This window comes from Pseudonocardia kujensis (assembly GCF_021283305.1).
Lineage (GTDB): Bacteria > Actinomycetota > Actinomycetes > Mycobacteriales > Pseudonocardiaceae > Pseudonocardia > Pseudonocardia kujensis.
In genome coordinates, this window is sequence record NZ_JAJSOK010000026.1 from 1 (window position 1) to 16,576 (window position 16,576).

16 protein-coding genes and 4 pseudogenes are annotated in these 16,576 nt (G+C 67.8%); 10 read left to right on the forward strand and 10 right to left on the reverse strand.

What is annotated here, in order from left to right:
- The 4 genes and pseudogenes from LWC35_RS19175 to LWC35_RS19190 form a co-directional block, all read right to left on the reverse strand.
- A pseudogene (locus LWC35_RS19175) lies at positions 1-226 on the reverse strand (hypothetical protein); the annotation flags it as partial.
- Positions 227-318: 92 nt separating this feature from the next.
- Positions 319-1,683 carry an aldehyde dehydrogenase family protein gene (locus LWC35_RS19180; protein ID WP_232871616.1) on the reverse strand — a complete coding sequence of 455 codons (1,365 nt, stop codon included), beginning with the start codon at positions 1,681-1,683 and terminating at the stop codon, positions 319-321.
- Positions 1,680-2,447 carry a gamma-glutamyl-gamma-aminobutyrate hydrolase family protein gene (locus LWC35_RS19185; protein ID WP_232871529.1) on the reverse strand — a complete coding sequence of 256 codons (768 nt, stop codon included), beginning with the start codon at positions 2,445-2,447 and terminating at the stop codon, positions 1,680-1,682. The genes LWC35_RS19180 and LWC35_RS19185 overlap by 4 nt, the downstream gene beginning before the upstream one ends.
- A gap of 58 nt (positions 2,448-2,505) precedes the next feature.
- On the reverse strand, positions 2,506-3,879 hold the full coding sequence (locus LWC35_RS19190) for an aminotransferase family protein (RefSeq protein ID WP_232871530.1): 1,374 nt from the start codon (positions 3,877-3,879) through the stop codon (positions 2,506-2,508).
- A 502-nt stretch (positions 3,880-4,381) separates the two neighbouring features.
- On the opposite strand from LWC35_RS19190, the gene LWC35_RS19195 reads away from it, so the two are divergent.
- On the forward strand, positions 4,382-5,620 hold the full coding sequence (locus LWC35_RS19195) for a glutamine synthetase family protein (RefSeq protein WP_232871531.1): 1,239 nt from the start codon (positions 4,382-4,384) through the stop codon (positions 5,618-5,620).
- 164 nt (positions 5,621-5,784) lie between these two features.
- Positions 5,785-6,624: a FadR/GntR family transcriptional regulator gene (locus LWC35_RS19200; RefSeq protein ID WP_232871532.1), complete on the forward strand. Its 840-nt coding sequence runs from the start codon at positions 5,785-5,787 to the stop codon at positions 6,622-6,624.
- Here the strand turns inward: LWC35_RS19200 and LWC35_RS19205 are convergent.
- Positions 6,603-7,160 carry a TetR/AcrR family transcriptional regulator gene (locus LWC35_RS19205; protein ID WP_232871533.1) on the reverse strand — a complete coding sequence of 186 codons (558 nt, stop codon included), beginning with the start codon at positions 7,158-7,160 and terminating at the stop codon, positions 6,603-6,605. The genes LWC35_RS19200 and LWC35_RS19205 overlap by 22 nt on opposite strands.
- A 489-nt stretch (positions 7,161-7,649) precedes the next feature.
- Here LWC35_RS19205 and LWC35_RS19210 point away from each other — a divergent pair, with 489 nt between their 5' ends.
- From LWC35_RS19210 to LWC35_RS19230, 5 genes are all read left to right on the forward strand, one after another.
- On the forward strand, positions 7,650-8,909 hold the full coding sequence (locus LWC35_RS19210) for a ferredoxin--NADP reductase domain-containing protein (RefSeq protein ID WP_232871534.1): 1,260 nt from the start codon (positions 7,650-7,652) through the stop codon (positions 8,907-8,909).
- Between the two features lie 45 nt (positions 8,910-8,954).
- Complete coding sequence (locus LWC35_RS19215) at positions 8,955-9,410, forward strand: flavodoxin domain-containing protein (protein ID WP_232871535.1); 456 nt, start codon at positions 8,955-8,957, stop codon at positions 9,408-9,410.
- Between the two features lie 165 nt (positions 9,411-9,575).
- Positions 9,576-10,997, forward strand: a complete 1,422-nt coding sequence (locus LWC35_RS19220; RefSeq protein WP_269804442.1) for an APC family permease — start codon at positions 9,576-9,578, stop codon at positions 10,995-10,997.
- A 57-nt stretch (positions 10,998-11,054) separates the two neighbouring features.
- Positions 11,055-12,266: a cytochrome P450 gene (locus tag LWC35_RS19225; protein ID WP_232871537.1), complete on the forward strand. Its 1,212-nt coding sequence runs from the start codon at positions 11,055-11,057 to the stop codon at positions 12,264-12,266.
- 55 nt (positions 12,267-12,321) lie between these two features.
- On the forward strand, positions 12,322-12,678 hold the full coding sequence (locus LWC35_RS19230) for a cupin domain-containing protein (RefSeq protein WP_232871538.1): 357 nt from the start codon (positions 12,322-12,324) through the stop codon (positions 12,676-12,678).
- Positions 12,679-12,855: 177 nt separating this feature from the next.
- On the opposite strand, the pseudogene LWC35_RS41235 reads toward LWC35_RS19230, so the two are convergent.
- Positions 12,856-13,365 (reverse strand): annotated as a pseudogene (locus LWC35_RS41235) (IS1634 family transposase); the annotation flags it as partial.
- Between the two features lie 317 nt (positions 13,366-13,682).
- On the opposite strand from LWC35_RS41235, the gene LWC35_RS19240 reads away from it, so the two are divergent.
- The 3 genes and pseudogenes from LWC35_RS19240 (at position 13,683) to LWC35_RS41260 (ending at position 14,745) form a co-directional block, all read left to right on the forward strand.
- Complete coding sequence (locus tag LWC35_RS19240; RefSeq protein WP_232871540.1) at positions 13,683-13,898, forward strand: phosphotriesterase family protein; 216 nt, start codon at positions 13,683-13,685, stop codon at positions 13,896-13,898.
- Positions 13,895-14,566, forward strand: a pseudogene (locus LWC35_RS19245) (phosphotriesterase family protein); the annotation flags it as partial. The gene LWC35_RS19240 and the pseudogene LWC35_RS19245, both read left to right, overlap by 4 nt.
- 23 nt (positions 14,567-14,589) lie before the next feature.
- Positions 14,590-14,745 (forward strand): phosphotriesterase family protein, encoded by a 156-nt coding sequence (locus tag LWC35_RS41260; RefSeq protein WP_504939188.1) that lies wholly within the window; start codon positions 14,590-14,592, stop codon positions 14,743-14,745.
- Positions 14,746-15,023: 278 nt separating this feature from the next.
- Here LWC35_RS41260 and LWC35_RS19250 read toward each other — a convergent pair whose 3' ends face one another.
- From LWC35_RS19250 to LWC35_RS19260, 4 genes and pseudogenes are all read right to left on the reverse strand, one after another.
- Positions 15,024-15,506: a winged helix-turn-helix domain-containing protein gene (locus LWC35_RS19250; RefSeq protein WP_232871542.1), complete on the reverse strand. Its 483-nt coding sequence runs from the start codon at positions 15,504-15,506 to the stop codon at positions 15,024-15,026.
- Positions 15,507-15,663: 157 nt separating this feature from the next.
- A pseudogene (locus LWC35_RS41265) lies at positions 15,664-15,813 on the reverse strand (transposase); the annotation flags it as partial.
- Between the two features lie 31 nt (positions 15,814-15,844).
- Entirely contained in the window at positions 15,845-16,057 is a 213-nt protein-coding gene (locus LWC35_RS41000; protein ID WP_372463068.1) for a hypothetical protein, read from the reverse strand.
- Complete coding sequence (locus tag LWC35_RS19260) at positions 16,002-16,502, reverse strand: transposase family protein (RefSeq protein WP_372463069.1); 501 nt, start codon at positions 16,500-16,502, stop codon at positions 16,002-16,004. Before LWC35_RS19260 ends, LWC35_RS41000 begins: the two co-directional genes overlap by 56 nt.
- Between the last annotated feature and the right edge of the window lie 74 nt (positions 16,503-16,576).

Consider the following 16,576-nt stretch of genomic DNA (forward strand, 5'->3'; position numbering starts at 1 on the left):
CCCGCTCGAGGGCCATGACCGCGACGGCACCGGCGTCCTCGGCGATCTTCGCCTGCTCCGGCGTGACGACGTCCATGATCACGCCGCCCTTGAGCATCTCGGCCATGCCGCGCTTGACGCGGGCCGTACCCAGCTCGCCAGCTCGTGACGGCAGGTCCGGAGTCGGGGTCTTGATGCTGGCCTCGGCGGTGTTCGGGTTGTCGGCGCCTCGTTGTGGGGGTGGCATCAAGGCTCCTGTCGCTTGGATGATGTCGAGCAGTTGGCCGTGCGGAAACCAGACACTGCGATCGCTGCCCAGGGGCCCAGCGCCTTCGACGCCTACGGCCCCACGGTGTTGAAGAAGACGTTCTTGACCTCGGTGTAGGCGTCGAGCGCGTCGGGGCCGAGCTCGCGGCCGAGACCCGACTGCTTGAAGCCCCCGAATGGCGTGGTGATGCGCACGGAGGTGTATGAGTTGATCGCCAGCGCACCTGCCGCGACCTGACGTGCGACGCGAAGCGACCGTGCCGCGTTCGCCGTCCAGATCGAACCCGCGAGGCCGTAGACGGTGCCGTTGGCACGCGCTACGGCCTCGTCCTCGGTGTCGAACGGCAGCACGGCCACGACCGGTCCGAAGATCTCCTCGCGGGCCGCCCGGTGGTCGTCGTCGAGCGGGTACAGCACGGTCGGCGGGAACCAGAACCCCGGGCCCGCTGGAGCCGAACCCTGGAACAGTACGGGTGCGTCCTGCACGTAGTCCTGGACACGAGCGGCCTGATTGGCCGAGACGAGCGGCCCCATCTGCGTGTCCTCGGCCAGGGGATCCCCGACGACGATGTCGTCGACGACGGCATGGAGTTTCTCCAGGAACGGCTCCAGGGCCGCTCGCTGGACGAACACCCGCGAGCGCGCGCAGCAGTCCTGGCCCGAGTTGCCGAACACACCGCCGGCCAGCCCCTGTGCTGCGGCGTCGAGATCGGCGTCGGCGAACACGATCGAGGCGGACTTGCCACCCAACTCGAGGGTGACTCGGGTGATGTTCTCGGCGGCGCGTCGTGCGATGTCCTTGCCGACAGCGGTCGAGCCGGTGAAGGCGATCTTTCCGATACCGGGATGCTCGACCATCCGGCGCCCGATCGTCGTCCCGGACCCGACCAGGACATGGAAGAGGTCCTCCGGGAGACCGGCTCGGCGGGCGAGTTCGGCCAGTCTCAGCGTGGACAGCGGAGTCAGCTCGGCCGGCTTGAGCAGCACAGCGTTTCCCGCGGCCAGTGCCGGGGCCACCTTCCAGGAAGCGATGGTCAGCGGAAAGTTCCAGGGAGTGATCAAACCGACGACGCCGATCGGTTCGCGGAACGTCATGTCGACGCCACCCGCGACCGGGATCGTCTGTCCGAGGAGTCGCTCCGGGGCCGCCGAGTAGTAGCGGAAAGTGGATGCGGCCCCGGCGACCGCTCCGCGCGCATCGTTGATCGGCATCCCGACGTTGCGCGCCTCGATGCGGGCGAGGTCTTCGAGGTTCTCCTCGATCTCGCGCGCGACGGCGGCGAGGACGTGCGCGCGGTCCTCGGGTCGCTGCGCTGCCCAGCGCTGCTGGGCGAGGGCTGCACGAGAGACGATGTCGTCCAGCTCGGTCGGCTCGGTGACGGCGACAGTGTTGAGCACCTTTTCGGTCGCCGGCTCGATCAGATCAAGTGTCGTCATAGCAGTGCTTTCCCCTTCAGGCTCGGGCGGCGCGGCTTGCTCCTGATGCGGTCTGCGGCGGCCGAGACGAAGTCGGTGAGGGCGTGATCGAGCTCGACGGCCTCGGGGTGCCACTGCACGCCGAGGACGTAGCGGCAGGAAGGCCATTCGAGGGCCTCGGGAAGTCGATCCGGCACGGACCAGGCGGTGACCACCGCCCCGTCACCGAGCACATCCACCCCCTGGTGGTGATGAGAGTTGACGACCTGGACACCGCTTCCCGCCAGCCCGGCGGCCAGGGTGCCGTCGCCGACCTCGACCTCGTGGAAGGTCTTGCTGTCGAGCCGCCCGGGACTGGGTCGGTGTTCGCTGAAACCGGTATCGAGCAGGTGCTGATGCAAGGTTCCGCCGGTGGCGACGTTGAGCAGCTGCATGCCGCGGCAGATGCCCAGGATGGGGAGGTCACGCTGCAGCGCCGCGCGGGCCAGCGCCAGTTCGAAGCTGTCCCTGCGGGGTTCGGTCTGCTCTGTGCGGCTGGTCTTCTCGGCGCCGTAGGCCGCCGGCTCGATGTCGACCCCGCCGATGAGCAGCAACCCGTCGAGGCGGTCCACAAGCAGTTCTGGATGACTGCTTGCGCGGGCGTCGGGGATGAGCCCCAGCGTCACACCGCCAGCCTTGTGGATCTTGGCAAAATAGCTCGCCGGTACGATCGCGGCCTCTTGCTGCCAGTAACCCCAGCGAGCCTTCTCGAACGCTGCACAGACACCGATCAGTGGTGTGGCCACTGCCCACTCCCAGTTCTCGAGGTGCGGGTACGTGACTGAGCGCGACGCGACAGGGGAGTCACTGGATCTCGGCGGCGAACTCGGCCTCGGCCTCGGTGAGGCAGCGGTCGACGATCTCGATGGCGCGCTCGGCCTCGGCGTGGGTGAGCACGAACGGCGGGGCCAGGTGCAGGACGTCCCAGACCCGGGTGACCAGGCCTTCCTCCTGAGTACGCAGGGCGAGCTTCTTGATGAAGGGATGAGAGGTGCCCCACGCCTCGCGGGTGGACTTGTCCTTGACGAGATCGATCGCGCAGAGCAGGCCCTTGCCGCCGCGGACGTCCCCGACAGTGGGATGACTGCGCAGCTGCTGCGCCAGCTCGAACAGATACGTCCCGAGCTCGGCCGATCGCTCGACGAGGTTCTCCCGCTCGAGGATCTCGATGTTCTTCAGCGCGCCCGCCGCTGCCACGGCATGGCCACCGAAAGTGATCAGATGGGCGAGCGCGTTGCCCTCGGGGCGGAAGTCGTCGAAGATCGACGAGCGGACGGCGACGGCGGCGATGGGGGCGTATCCGCTGGACAGCCCCTTCGCCATCGTCATGATGTCCGGGACCACGCCGTAGTGCTCGGCGGCGAACATCTTTCCGGTTCGGCCCCAGCCGGTGATGACCTCGTCCATGATCAGTAGGACGCCGTAACGGTCGCAGATCTCACGCAGCATCTGCCAGTAGATCGGGCTGGGGAGATGGGTGCCGTTGGCGACCGAGATCGGTTCGCCGATCACGGCGGCGACGTGCTCGGGGCCCTGGGCGAGAATCTCTTGCTCGACGTAACGGGCGCACATGATGTCGCCGGCCTCCCCCTCGAGGCCGAAGTCGTTGCGGTAGTGGTTGGGGTTGGGAACCTTGCTCACCCCGGGCATGAACGGCCCGAAGTACTTCTCACTGGCGCTGCCGGTCAGGCTCGCGGCGCCGAACGTGGTCCCGTGGTAGGACCCCCTCCGAGCGATGATCTTGTAGCGCTTTCCGAAGCCGCGCAGGGTCTGGACCTGCTTGGCGATCTTCATTGCGCTCTCGACGGCCTCCGAGCCGCCCGAGCAGAGGAAGACCCGGTCGAGGTCGCCCGGAGTCAGCGAACCGATCTTCTCGGCGAGGGTGATGGCAGCGGGATTGGCGGCGTTGGACGCGGCGGTGTAGGCCAGTGTGCCCGCCTGCCGGGCCATGGCCTCGCCGATCTCGGCGCGGCCATGGCCGGCCGCGACGACGAACAGGCCGGCCAGACCGTCGAGGTACTCCCTGCCGTGCACATCGATCAAGGTCGAGCCGCGGCCTTCGACGAAGACCCGAAGCCCACCGCGGATGAGTTCGTTCCACTCCAGGTCGTTGCTGTGCAACCACAGGTGGTCCAGCGCGCTGCTCTCCAGCGCGTGTGGGGCCTGGACTGAAGTCATGGTGTCTTCCCTTCGGATGAGGACCGAGACGCTGGAGTGCGGTGGGGCATGCCCTTGCTGGCCGCACGGCGCCGATCCGCGGGGCCGTTCAGGGCCAGGGCTGGCGGGGCCCCGATTCCCCGGGTTGGCACTACGCCGCTGCCGCCTCGGGCGACTCCTCCCGTTGGGGGAGAGCCGCCGAGGTCGCACATTTGGAGCGTGAAGCGATCCTTTTATAGCTCAGCATGCGACGGCCGTCAAGACCCCTCCGCAGCGCGCGCACGCCAAGCTGCACGCAGACGGCCCCCCTCCTTGCGGTCGCATCCGCTCTTCTGTTAGTCATTGGCTTCCCTAGTGCTCCATTCCGTGCGGAGACTGAACGCGTCTGCGGCCAGGTGCCGCACTGAACCTCGAAGGAGTAGCTGTGTCAGCAGCTTCGATCGGCACGGAGGCCATACCGGCAATGAAGGCATCCAGTACGTCTGCGGCTTCAGAGGTCTCCGCCGAGGCGCGGTCGTTTCTGGTGCTCTTTCCGGATTTGCAGGGCAACCTCCGCGGCAAGATGGTCGACCGCACGGTCGTCGACAGTGCAGCGGCCCGTGCCGAGGGCCTGCCGACGACGGATCTGCTGCTCGCGGTGGATCCCCGGGACGAGCCGATCACCACCCTGCCGGACATGGGGCTCGAGGGCGGCGCCAAGGATCTGCTGCTCAGGGCGGACATGTCCACGATGCGGCCGGTGCCGTGGTTCCCGCGCTGCCAACTCGTCCTCGGGGACCTGTACGAGACCGACGGCGGTCCGTGTGAAGTCGCTCCCCGCCAGGTGCTGCAGCGGGCGCTCGGCACGCTGGAGGAAGTCGGGATCCGTGTGATGGCCGCCTTCGAGTTCGAGTTCCGGCTGTTCCGGGCGGACAGCTGGGAGCCAGCAGCCACCGGGCTCAGCTACAGCCCCTCGACCCTGTCGGAGGTTGCCGACTTCGTCGAGACCCTGCGGCGCTATGCGGACTGTCTTCAGCTGGGTCTGAACGTGGTGCACTCGGAGGGGGCGCCCGGGCTCCTCGAGGTCAACGTCGGCCCTCAGGACGGCGTGTGGGCGGCGGATACGGCCGCTCTGTTGCGGCTGGCGGCGAGTGAGGCGGCGCGGGCTCATGGCATGCGAGCCAGCTTCATGGCCAAGCCGACCGCCCACGAGGAGGGCTCCAGCGCACACGTGCACTTCTCGATGTGGGACGGTGCCGGCGAGAACGTGCTCGGGAGGGCGACCCCGGACGACGAGCTCTACCGGCGCGCCGCCTGGGGCGTCCTGGCCAATCTGCCGGCACTGAGCCTCATCTACAACCCCACGATCAACTCCTACAAACGCCTCGTCCCGGGGTACTTCGCCCCACTGTCCGCCTCGTGCGGGGTCGACGACCGGTCGTTCGCGCTGCGCGCTCTGCTGCGCGGGTCATCCGCGAGCCGGTTCGAACTGCGTCGCCCGGGCGCGGACTGCAACCCGTATCTCACCCTGGCAGCCATCGCGGCGTCGCTGCACCTGGGGCTGACCGCCGAGCACGTCCCGGAACGCGGTCAGGTGGACCGCCACGACGGCGCTCTCCCGACCAGTCTCGAGGGCGCGGTATCGGAGTTCCGCAGGCGCGGTCCCGGGCTGGACGGCGTCCTCGGCCCGAGGTTCTGCGATCACTACGTGCGATCGCGGGAGTGGGAACTGCGGGCCTGGCAGAACAGCGTCAGCGACTGGGAGCGGGAGCGCTACGGATGACTCAGTGTTGGTGATCAGTTCGCGGAAGACGCCCGGATGGCGAGACTGACCGTCTGGAGCGAGCCGCACGGACCCGAGATCGGGCCGCTGGGTCCTGGGCTAGTCTTGTGGCGGCTCCACCGCGAGGCAGTTCTGTCCTCGTCCGAGCGTTTGGGGGCTGGCCGATGAGCCGACTGAGTGTGGGTGGGGTGTCGGCCGGTTCGGTTCCCCTGCCGCCGCCGCAGGTCGATGTCAACAAATACGTGGCCGACCTGGTCCGCCGAGAGATCCGGCTGGGTTTGCTGCCACCAGGATCAGCGTTGCCCTCCGAGCGGGAGTTCGCCGAGCTACTCGGAGTCGGCCGCACGCCCGTGCAACTGGCGCTTCGCCAGCTGCAGGCCGAGGGACTGATCGAGCGGCGTCGCGGACGCACCGGTGGCGCCTTCGTCCGAGGCGCGAGCGACGACGAGTCGCGGTTCCAGGACGTCATCTCGGAGGCCGTCGACAACCGCGACGAGATTCGGCTGGCCATGGAGTACAGAGTCCTGGTGGAGCCCGCGGTGGCCCGGCTGGCGAGCGAGCGACGCACCGCATCCGAGCTGGACGAGCTGCAGAGCGCCCATGAGCTGCTCCAAGGTGCGACGGACGACGCCTCCTTCATGAGAAGCGATGCGGTCTTCCACCTCACCCTCGCGCACATCACCGCCAACCCCTTCCTCATCAGGGGTATCGAGGAATCGCGCCAGTGCTGCCATCCCGCGCTGGCGTTGCTGCCCGAGAGCGGCACGTTTCACGAAGCCACGATCGCCGAGCACCAGGACGTGCTCGCGGCGGTGGAGGCTCGCCGAGCAGACGAGGCGGAGCGCGCCATGCGCGCACACGTCGAACGGAGTATGTGGAGCGTGCAGAAGTTGCTCTCCACACTGAAGGAGCGCCATCTCCTCGGATCGACCGGCACCCCGCCGAAGAGAGATGCTGAGCAGACGGGACCCGACGCCGCTGCTCAGGCGTGGCCTGCGAAGTAGCGGGTGAGCATGAACCTGGCCTCGTCGACGACGACCGGATCACCGTTCTCGTCGTCGGTGAACGCGAACTGGAAGAGCCGTTCGATGGCGTGGAGGGCCACGCTGCAGTGGATCTCGGCCAACTCGGAGAACAGCGGGGCGTGCCTGCGGAACTGTTGAAGAAGGCGGCCCGCCATGTCCTCGATCCAGAGTTCGTCGAGCGCCCTAACCCGCTCGGTGAGGTTCTGCCGCACCCACAACTCCCTGATCAACGGGGTCTGGTGCTCGCGGGTGTAGTGGACGACCAGGACCTCGACGATCTCCGTCCAGTCACGGCCCGGTCGTTCCCGTAGGGCCCGGTCGAGGTCGGCGGTAGAGCCCTGCATCTGGCGGTAGCACATCTCGTCGAGGACCCGCTCCGGCGTTTCGAAGAAGGCGTAGAACGAGCCTCGGCTGACGCCCGTCTTGTCGAGCAGCAGGGTGGGGGAGCCCACGACGGCCTCGTACCCGATCTCTTCGACCAGCTCGGCGGCAACCCGGAGCACGTGCTCGACCATGGCGCGGGAGCGTTCCTGCACTGGCTGCTTGCGCAAGCCCCCGTCGAGACGCTCGTACCACGCGGGCCGTGCAGTTCGAGGAGCCGACCGTGGCACCGATACTCCCCCGCTCCGACCTGTACTGCCTCCGCATGTCGCCGCGTCGCATGCCGCCCACGGGGACGCTCTCGTCGGGCGAGCCTACCGGCTCGACCGCCGCGGACCGCTCCGCAGCGCCGCTCCGCTTCCCTCGCGCTTCCTCTTCGATATGGACATGCGCCGGTCACTCCACTACTCTCCTCCAAACGCGACCAGAGTCGCGTCTGAAATCTTGTTTCGAGACGGTTAACCAGCTTCAGCTCTCCCGAAGGTGACGGCATGATCGGGACACCCACCTCCGCAAGGTCAGATGCAAGCGCCTCGGCTCCGGTCATCACGGCGACACCGGCTGCAGGCGGACCGTGCACGTCCCGCCAGGCTCGTCCGGTTGCGCGCCCGACCGTTGCGGTCGTGGGTAGCGGGCCCTCCGGCTGCTACATCGCGCAGTTCCTGGCGAAAGCGTGGCCGGACTCGGAGATCACCGTCTTCGAGTCGCTGCCGGCCCCCTACGGGCTTGTCCGCTACGGCGTCGCCGCAGACCATCAGGGGGCCAAAGCGGTGACCCGGCAGTTCGACCGGCTGTTCGCCCGTCGTGGTGTCCGGTTCGCCGGGAACATCACCATCGGGCGGCACCTCGACTTCGCACAGGTCGCAGCGAGTTTCGACATCGTCGTCCTGGCAACCGGACTTCCGGATGATCGCGAGCTGGGTGTGCCCTGTGATCCCGGGGCGTACGTCGTCGGGGCGGGTGCCCTGCTGCGAACACTCAACGGGTTCCCTAGCCCGGTGCTTCCGCACATTGCGGCCGGGCGCTCTCGGCCAATCGGATCGCGAGTAGTGATCGTCGGCATGGGCAATGTCGCCGTCGACGTGATGCGGCTGTTGTCCAAGGACGCCACGGCTTTCGCCGGATCGGACATCGACGACGACCGGTTACGCCAGTTGCGCCCTACACCGCCGAGGTCCATCGATACGGTGGCCAGATCCACAGCGTCGGAGGCCAAGTGTGACCTGGCCATGCTGCGCGAACTCGTCGCACTGCCCACGGTCGACATCGCCGTCACCGGGCTCGACGATTGCGATGACGGCCCGGTCGCGGACCTGCTGAGGAAGTCTGCCGCAGCAGCGCCCTCCCACCGGCCCTGCCCACCCGGCGTGCGGCGCACGCAGATCACCTTCCACTTCGGGCTCGTGCCCGAAGCCCTCCTCGCGCGGGAAGGACGGACGGTGCTCACCGCGCGCCGTGCGCGACTCGACCAGGCGAAGCCACTCGAGCTCGCCGCTGACACCATCATCACCGCAATCGGCTTCACCCACGGCAGCACGCTCGACGAGGCATCTCCCCGTGAGCATTGGGACGGTGACCATGTCTACCGGGTGGGGTGGCTCAGCCGTGGCGCCCGCGGCACGATCCCCGAAAACCGCAAGGACGCCCAAAGGCTCGCGCGGACCATCATCGCCGACGTCGAGGCCGAACGGATCACGACAGGCAGACCGGGATTCCGGGCCGTCGAAGCGTCGATCCTCCACCGGACGGTCACCTTCGACGACTGGCAGCGCATCGATGCCTTCGAGCGTCGGTCGGCACGGGCCGACCGCTGCCGACAGAAGATCACCGACCTCGGACAGATGTTGGCCGTTGCCGGCGCGCGCCACGGCAACGAGCACTAATCACAAAGAGTGGGCGCGCACGTGTCGACCACAGGAGGACCACACATGGACAGGATCACCATCCTCTTCGGGACCGAGTCCGGCAACGCCGAGATGGTGGCCGACGACCTCTCCGCGGCGATGGGGCAGGGCGGAATCGACGCCCCGGTGGTGAGCATGGAGGACTATTCCGTCGACGATCTTCGCAGCCAAGATGTGATCATTCTCGTCGTGTCGACCTACGGCGAGGGCGACCTTCCCGAGACCGCGGTTCCCTTCTTCCAGGCACTCAGGGAGGACAAGCCCGATCTCGCCGGGCTGCGCTTCGCGGCCTTCGGGCTGGGGGACAGCACCTACGACACCTACAACCTCGGCGTCGCCACGCTCGTCTCGGCCCTCACCGACCTCGGTGCGACACAGATCGGAGAGACCGGCCACCACGACGCCGACTCCGGGCTCGACGCCTCCGAGCTTGCAGTCACGTGGGTCAACGACGTCCTCGCACTGACGGCGCCTGCGTAAAAACCGTCCGAGGCGGTTACGTCCCCTCGCCCCAGCCCGACGTTGACGACGGCACGCTCACCTCGATAGGAGACAAGAGCAATGAGTGACAGCACACCTGGCGCCAGCTCGACGACCGCCGTCGTCGTAGGCGGTGAGACCGGTGACAACAGGCTTTCGGGCAACATGGGCGCCACTTCGCTGGTGCTGACCGTCCTGGCCTTCTCCGCCCCGCTGGCCGTGGTCGCCGGCTTCATTCCCTTCACCATCTCCTACGGCGGGGAAGGCGCCACCTTCGCATTCATCACGACGACGGTCCTGCTGCTGCTCTTCGCGGTCGGGTACGTGACGATGACAAAGCACATCCCGAAGCCGGGCTCCTTCTACGCGTTCATCAGCGCCGGCGCCGGCAAGGTGACTGGCCTAGGGGCGGGGTTCCTCGGGGTTGTCGCCTACCTGCTCATGTTGGGCGGCTGCTTCGTGTTCATCGGCCTCACCACGACCGAGCTCATCTCCAGCGTGGGCGGGCCCGAGACGCCGTGGTGGCTGTGGGCGGCCGTGGCGTGGGCGCTGGTCAGCGTCCTGTGCTACTTCCACATCGAGGTGTCCGCGAAGGTACTCAGCGTCGCCATGGTGGTGGAGGTCGCCATCGCGATGATCTTCAACGTGTCCGTCGTGCTCCATGGTGGCGGCCCAGAGGGCTTCCCGACCGCTCCGTTCAACCCGGCCTCCCTGGCAGGCGGCGACGTCGGCGTCGCGATGCTCTTCGCGATCATGGTGTTCCTGGGGTTCGAGGCCACCGCGCTGTTCCGCGACGAGGTGCGTGAGCCGGGGCGGACCATCCCGCGCGCCACCTACGGTGCAGTGTTGTTCGTCGGAATCCTCTACACGGTCTCCTGTTACCTCCTCACCACGGCGTACGGCTCTGGAGCGGTGGACGCAGCGACGAACGACCCGAAGTCGATGTTCCCGGTCGCGATCGGCCACTTCGCCGCGCCGTTCTTCACCCAGCTGACGTTCATGTTCATCATCACCTCCGAGCTTGCCGCGGCGATCTCGGTCCACAACGTCGTCGCCCGCTACGTCTACAACCTCGGCTGCGACAGTGCGCTGCCGCCCTACGTCGCAGCGGTGCATGCGCGCCATCATTCCCCCTCGCGCGCCTCGACGGTGGTAGCAGTGATCATCGCCCTGGTTCTGCTACCCCTCGTTCTGACCAACCCAGAAGGCGTCGGCCTCGACGCGCAGCTGTTCGGCCTGGCCACCATCGGCATTCTCGCGCTGATGGCCGTCGTGAGCCTCTCGGTCATCCTGTGGTTCGCCCGCACGGGTGTCCCCGCAGGCGAGAGCCGACTCAAATGCTTCGCCGCCCCCGGCATCGCGGCCGTGGCGCTCGGGACCACCGTGGTGCTCGCCGTTCTGCACTTCGACCTCGTGGTGGGTGGCACGCCGGGCCAGAACATCGTTCTGCTCGTGGTGCTCGCCCTGTCCGTCGTCACCGGCGTCGCGCTCGCGCTCTACTTCCGGTCGAGCAGACCGGAGCTCTACGCACGCCTCGGTCGGTCGGAAACGGGGTCGGCCCCCTCCTCCGCCGCCAGTGCGGCCTGAAGCCCAGGACACCACGGTCGCCACCGCGGCACCGTATGACTGCGAAGGAGTTCGACCATGAGTACCCGCGAACAAGTGGAGGAGGCGGCCTGCCCGGAGGCCACCGAGTACCTCCCGTGGACGGATCCCGAGTTCAGACGTGATCCCTACCCCTTCTACGCTCGTGCCCTGGCCGAGGCGCCCGTGCTCAGGGACGAGGTCGACAACGGCTTTGTCCTCACCAAATACGAGGACCTCATGCACTACGGCAGGCTGCCGTCGGTGCGCATCGCCCCCGAGTGGGAGACGGCGGGCGCCTGGCGCGTCCTGCTGGACATGGCCCTCGGGCACGACGAGCCTCATCACACCCGGCTCCGTCGACAGACGAGCAGATGGTTCACGCCCAAGCAGGTACGGGAGTGGGTGAGGACCACGGCAGAGATTGCCGACCGGCTCCTCGATGGTATCGGGGACGACGGAGCGGTCGACGGCTCCGATCTCGCCGTGGAGATCACGCACCGCACGATCTGCCACGTCCTCCAGGTTCCCGGCGACGACTTCGACGAGGTGCGCCGGTCCATGCGACAGGCGATGCCGATCCTCAGCGCACGCCCCGAGCCGCACGACTTCGAGGCCGCCGAGGAGGGCCTCGCAGACCTGCGTCGTCGCACAGCGGACCTGATCTCGTTCAAGCGGGCGAACCCGGGCGACGGGCTCCTCGACGCCCTCCTGGACGCACAGGACGCAGGCGAGATGAGCGAGGCCGAGACCTTCGCAACCACGCTCTTCTTCTACGTCGTCGGCCACATGGACGCCAGCTACCTCATCTCCTCGGGACTGCACCTGTTCAGCCGGCGCCCGGAGCTCTTCGAGGCGTTCCGGGCCGATCCGTCCGCACACGAGGCCATCGTCAGCGAGCTCGTCCGCTTCGACGCACCCGAGCCGGTCGTCACCCGGATGACGACCGAGGATCTCGTGATCCGGGGGGTCCACGTGCCCGCGGGCAGCAGGCTCCGCCTCATGCTCGGCGCCGCGAACCGTGATCCAGACGTCTTCGACAATCCGCACGAGTTCGACTTCAGGCGCCCAGCGGAGAAGACACGGAACCTGACGTTCAGTCTCGGCAGCCACGGTTGCCAGGGGCGCCTGCTCGCGGAAGCCGAGATCCGAGTCACTTTCGAGAGGATCGCAGCACGGTACTCGCGGATCGAGCTCACCGCGCCGCCGGTCACCAAGTACACCGACGCTTCGCGGCACTACCACACCTTGCCTCTGCGACTTCATCGATGACATCCGCCCGAGCCCGGCGGCACACCACACCCCACCCGAGAAGGGACCACCCACGATGACCCACTCTGCGATCACTCCCACCGTCCTCGTCTCCGACGTCCAGTCCATCGAGCTGGAAGACTGGGGTCCGCTGCCCGAGGGGACCGGCGAACCCATGGCTACGGCGGGCAAGAAGCTGTGGACCGGCGACAACGATCTCGAGGTCGGCCTCTGGAAGTGCGCCCCCGGCCCGTCCCGCTGGGTCTTCGAGACCCACGAGTCGATCACGATGTTCGCCGGCCGGATGACGGTCACCGAGGACGGCGGCGCCTCCTACGAGATCAAGGCTGGCGACAGCGCGGTCTTTCCGAAGGGCTGGTCCGGGACCTGGGACATTCACGACGAAGTGTTCAAGATCTACACGGCCTTCTGAAGCATCCCCACGCAGCACGAGGCGAGGAGCTCGTCCAGAACGTACGACTGTCCTCGGCGACGTTGACCGTCAGCGACGGGCGCGTCACTACCGGAGGAGTGCAGGCGCAGCAGGCTAGGCGAACTTCCTTGACCTGCAGGTTGTCCCGGACATGTCGGTAGCGGCCCTGCCGGGACGGTCGGCCTCGTGATCGAGCAGGGTGGCGACCTGCCAGAACACCTCCCGTTCCAGCCCGGGAGCAATCTCCAGAAGGCAGTCCATCGCCCACCCGGTAGCAGGCGTCGTCGGAGGTCTCGGGCAGCCCATCAATGTGCGCGCGGCGGCTCGCCCAGCCCGCCGCGGCCAGCTTCGAACCTGGTGCCGGGGCCCGGTTCACGGCCAGGCGAATAGCACCCGCTCTGTGCGCGGGTCGCGCGTGCGGCCTTCGAGCAGCCGCGCCATCACGGTGTCGACCCGAGGCGGCGCCACCGTGCGTCGAGGACCACGGTGCCCCCGACCGGGCGCGAGGAGGTGAACGTCAACCCGGCCGGCTCGGCGGCGCCGCTGTCCCGGGGTCCGCAGGGCGGTGGCCGGGTCGAGCAACCGCGACAGCGGCGCCACCAGTCGGCCGATCACCTCACGGTCGAGCTGGTCTTCGCGACCGAAACTGTGCAGCACCTTCGGACGCGAGGTCTTCGTGGACGAGTCTCACTCGCGGTGGCCTCATGCCTGCTCTAGCTAGACCTTCCCGACGCGCTGACCTGGGAAACCTCGGCGCGTGTCCAGAACAGCCCACCCGCTGCGGAACGCGGGCCGGCTGCGCCTCTTCGAGATGGCGTACGCCGGGCCCCCGACTGATCGCGCGCCCGATTCGCCAATTCGTCGAGCACGCTGTCCAGCGACTCGAAGAACGCGGAGAAGGGCGCCTCGCCGCCATGGACAAGCCGAGAAGATGTGACTTACGCTCACCTATTAATTCGACTGTAGTCGGGACTGTCGTCGTCTCTTGGGAAAGGTGTGTGGAAATGACCGCGATGTTGAGGACCGTGCGGGGAGAGGTCGACCCGTCCACAATGGGCATCACGCTCCCCCACGAGCATGTCTTCATCGAGATGGACTGTTACTGGGATCCGGGCGACAACCCGCTGCCCGACGGCGACGACCCGACGGCCAATCCGAAATCGGGGACCTCTGGCACTGGCTCGAGTTCCCCTGCGCCAATCGTGGCAACCTCCACATGACCAACGAGGCGGAGGCGATCGCGGAGCTCTCGACTCCGGAGGCCTACGGGATCGGCACCCTCGTCGAACTCACCAGTATCGGCATCGGTCGCAACGCTGCCGGGTTGATGCGGGTCTCCGAAGCGACCGGCCTCAACATCGTCGCCGGCTCGAGCTATTACCTCGATGCTGCGCAGTCCGACGAAGTCAAAGCGATGACCGAGGACCAGATGGTCGAGCAGATCGTCACCGACATCACCGTCGGTATCGACGGTACCGACATCCGGGCGGGCGTCATTGGTGAGGTCGGAGTGTCCTGGCCTATCAAGCCGGTTGAGGAACGCGCACTCGCAGCCAGCGTCCGCGCCCAGCAGATCACGGGCGCGGCTTTGTCGATCCACAACCCCTACTACGTTCCGACTGCGGAGACCCTCCTTGAGATCGCACAGCGGGTCGAGGATCTCGGCGCCGACATGGACCGCGTCATCATGGGCCACCGCGACGGCTTCACCCGCGACCCGAAGTTCCTCGACATCGCCGTCGCGCTTGGCTGCTACATCCAGCTCGACCTCTTCGGGCAGGACGGCTACGAGCCCGAGGTCGACTTCACCTATCCCTCCGTCGAGGTGCGCATCGACGCGATCCAAGCGATGGTCAGCAACGGACTCGCAGATCGGATCCTGCTGTCCCAGGACGTGGGCTTCAGACCAGCATGCAGACCCACGGCGGACACGGATACACCTACATCGCGCGCACGCTCGTGCCCTGGCTCGAGCGTCGCGGATTGCGCAAGGACACGCTTGAGCAGATCCTGAGCCGCAACGCACAACAGGTCTTCCCCATTGCTAGCGGGCCGACACAGCACTAGAGATCATTAGGGGCGGAGGCTAAAAGGCTGAAGTCGAGGCCGATAATGGTGAGAAGCCGTCGAGCAGGCCGGGCCGGTGGGTCCGGTGGATCAGTCGGGGTCGGCGCCCGGGCTTGCTGGCCACCAACGCGGCCAGCGACAGCCGCGGGCTGTTCTGCAGGGTCACCCGCACCCCCGGAGCGCGACCGCAGCGGCCCCAGGTGCGTCCCTTCGGCGGCCTCGAGCCCTGGCCGGACTCGTCTCCGAACACCAGCCAGGCGCCCGGGGTCCGCCGCGGTTCATTTATCGCCGGCCAGGTCTCCTCCCCCAGGCAGTGATCTGTGCGACGCCGCGTTTGGTCGCACACGCCAGACCGGCACCTGCACACGCCAGCCGATCCGGTGCAGCAGCAGAATCAGCCCGGCCAAGGTGTAGTCCACATCGAACCGCTGATGCACGACCTCGGCGATGCGGGCCAGCGTCCAGCACTGATCGGCCCGGCCCCACGCCGCTCGGCCAGCCCAGCAGATCCTGCAGCTGGTCCAGCTGGGCGAGGCTGAGCCGGCAGCGCGCCCCGCCCGGGCCCTTGACGCCAGCGCCACCCGGCCCCCGGCGGCCAGCACGCGGCGCCACCGGTTGGCCGACATCCGGGTCACCCGGACCCGGGTCGCCACCTCCCGGTCGCTGGCCCCCTCCTCGATCCACTCGGTCGCCGCCAGCCGCACCTGTTCCCGCCGGACGCGCTCCTCGGCGGTCAGCCCGCCACCATCGGGAAAGCGCATGCTGCCGGCATAGCGCCCACCGCACCGCCCGTCAGCGCCCACTGGTGGATCGCGTCGCCGAGGCGGCGATTGCGGGCGCCCGGTCCGTCCCTCGCCTCGCCTTGCGCGGCTTCGGGAGCAACGGCTCGACCAGCTCCCACAGCTCGTCGACGGTGATGCCGTCCTCGCGGTCGGCGATCTTCAACCAGCGCGACAGGCACGACTCGGAGATCCCGAAGCTCCGCGCGACAGCCGCGATGGACTGGTCGCCCTGGCGGGCGACGGCGATCACGTCGCGTCGGAACTCCTTCGGGAACGGCTTGGGCACGATGTCGATCCTTCCAGCGAGGAACACGTCCTCACAGGCCAGGAGTCACCCGAAGTCTGGGCAGTCCCTTCTGGTTCTGCGACAGCTTGCGGTAGCGGCCGGTGTCGGGGTCCTTGCGTCGGCGCCGCTGCGGGACCGCGACCGTGGGACCGGCGCCCTGGTAGGCGGTGTCGGCGGCCGCCGCGGTGTCATGGGCGGTGAGGGCGTCGATGATGCCGTGTTCGCGGGCGGCGCCCCATGTCATGGCGGGCGCCGGGAAGGGGTAGGGAGATCCACACCAGGCGGCCGATCGGGTCGGCGATGACCTGCACGTTCTGCCCGTGGGCCTTGTGCTTCCTAAAGTAGAAGGCGCGGTCGTAGCCCGACGCCATGCCGACCCGGTCGATGCGCAGCAGGGTGCCGTCGAGGATCACGAACGCCTTCCAGGACGCGACCTCGATCGCCTGTTCCAGCGTCGGTGCCATCGCCGCCAGCAACTCGAGGGCCTCGCGGATGTAGCGGTTTACCGTCGAGGTGCCGATTTCGAATCCGCAGGCCTGGTCGGCATAGGTCTCGCCCTTGCGCAGGTACGCCACGACCAACAGGGCCTGACGGCCGGTGGGCAGCTTGCGCCACCGAGTCCCGCGCCGGCTGCGCTGCGCTCGCAGCGCATCCGACAGCACGCCGAGGGCGCGGCTGGACACGGTCATCCCGGACGGGTAGGACAGCACCTTGAAGCCTGGTGGGGCGGATTAATCTAGGCGATCGCCCGTCTACCAGGAGC